General features: G+C 32.8%; 1 protein-coding gene and 1 pseudogene. Both read left to right on the top strand.

What is annotated here, in order from left to right:
* A pseudogene (locus tag N5E64_RS15505) lies at positions 1 to 646 on the top strand (SusC/RagA family TonB-linked outer membrane protein); the annotation flags it as partial.
* A gap of 14 nt (positions 647 to 660) precedes the next feature.
* On the top strand, positions 661 to 2,148 hold the full coding sequence (locus N5E64_RS15500; protein WP_280038283.1) for a RagB/SusD family nutrient uptake outer membrane protein: 1,488 nt from the start codon (positions 661 to 663) through the stop codon (positions 2,146 to 2,148).
* Positions 2,149 to 2,181: the final 33 nt, after the last annotated feature.

Genomic DNA, 2,181 nt, shown 5'->3' with positions numbered 1-2,181 from the left:
GAAACCTTATCAATTCTATTTAGTACGTCATGCAGGTGTTGATGCAAATACTGGTAAAGATTTATACTTAGATAAAGATGGGAATGTAACAGACGTTTATGATGGAGGTGATGCAGTAGCGACTAACAAAACTCCACTTCCAACTTTAATGGGTGGTTTCGGTTTGAATGCTAAAATCTATGGATTTGATATTAATGCAGACTTTACTTATTCTGCAGGTGGATATATGTATAACAATACATATGCTTACTTAACAGATCCAACATCTTTAGATAACCATGTTGTAGAAGCTGCTGATTATTGGAAACAAGCTGGAGATAATGCTTCATTTGCTTTGCCAAATACAACAGGGCCAGAATATTCAACAAAATATTTAGAAAAATCTGATTATATCGCATTCCGTAGTTTATCATTAGGATATAATTTTACTGATTTAGTAAAAGGAACATTTATCAAAAACTTAAGAATGTTTGCTCAAGTTCAAAACTTAGCATTGTGGACAAATTACCATGGTAACCCAATTGCAGGTACAGGAACAAGTGAAAGTAGTGCAGTAGGTTCGTCAGGATATGTATCAAACTCTTTTACGGCGTTCTCTTATCCATTAGTTCGTTCTTATTCTATCGGATTTAATGTATCATTCTAAAAAATTATAACAAAATGAAAAAAAATATATTAGTATTATCATTGTTAGCTTGTGCATTAAGTTTTACATCTTGTAGTGATGATGATATCGATCAAAAACCTTACGATAAAATTGAATTTGCTGATTATTATAAAACCGAATCTGATTTCACAACGGCATTAAATGGTGTTTATCAAGGATTTTCTCAAGCAGGTTACTTTGCAGGTTTAAGTAATGCAAGTGATATTGTTTCTGTAGGAGATATCTTAGCAGATAATTTAATCTTAGATCCAAATGGACGTCGTGCAGGTCAAAGAGCACACACTTGGTCATATAACTCAAATTCAGTTCCTACGAGTATTTATTCGTCATCTTATAATATTATTTCTAGAGCTAATATTATTTTAGCAAATACAGATAATTTACAAGATGGAGATTTCAAAAATAATGTAATTGCACAAGCAAAAGCAGTTCGTGCATTGGCTCATTTTGAAGTAGCTCGTACATATGCTGAGATTCCAACACAGTCTGCAGAAGCAAGTTCTACTGTTGGTATTGCTTACGTAGACAAGTATGATCCTACAGCAATGCCAAAACGTGATGCTACGATTACAGAATCTTATGATAAAATTATAACAGATTTAGAAGCTGCAATTCCAAATTTAGAAGCTTCTTCAGAAACTTCTGTTATGGGTAAATCTGCAGCGCAAGCTTTATTAGGAAAAGTATATTTATATAAAGGAGATTATAAAAAATCGATTGAATTTTCTAAACCAGCTGTTGATGCAGTTGCTCCAGCAACTCAAGCTCAATTAGCAGGGTTATGGACTTCTAATAATAGTAATGGTGTTTTATTTGAAATTCCATTTATCAATTCTGGAGATCCAACAATTGGTACTAACTATAGTCAAGGAGCAACGAACGAAAATATCGTAATTGAATATGCTGTAGATAAAGATTTTTATGCTTTGTATAATCAAAAATCTGAATCTGAGCGTATTAATGCATATTTTAAAGTATTTAACCCTAAAAACCATGATGGTGAGGCTGTTATTGCAGTTAATAAATACATTAATGGAGCAGTAAAATTAGGATTGAATAACGGACGTTACTTACGTGTTGAAGAAGCAATTCTTAACTTAGCTGAAGCGCAATATTTATCAGGAGATCAAGGTGCTGCTTTGATAACTTTAAATAAATTGAGAGATGTACGTTATTCTACTTATACAGGTGGAGAAACTGGAGCTGCAATTTTTGATGCAATTCAATTAGAGCGTCGTAAAGAATTAGCTTTCGAAAACGGAGATCGTTGGTTTACATTAAAACGTTTACAAGGAGTTGCTGGTATCTCTTCTGTTTACACAAGCGGTATTCAACGTAGTGGAAACGGTTACTTAGCAAATGGGACAGGAACTGCTTCTTCAGAACAAACATTAAAAGCTGGAGATCACAAATGGCAATTGCCAATACCACAATCAGTTTTAAATTTAAATAAAAATATGACTCAGACTCCTGGGTACTAATATTTAGTTAGTATACATAACATTTTATTATAT

Source organism: Empedobacter sp. GD03739, from assembly GCF_029843245.1.
In the GTDB taxonomy this organism is placed as follows: domain Bacteria; phylum Bacteroidota; class Bacteroidia; order Flavobacteriales; family Weeksellaceae; genus Empedobacter; species Empedobacter falsenii_B.
This window is presented reverse-complemented; position numbering and strand designations above follow the sequence as displayed.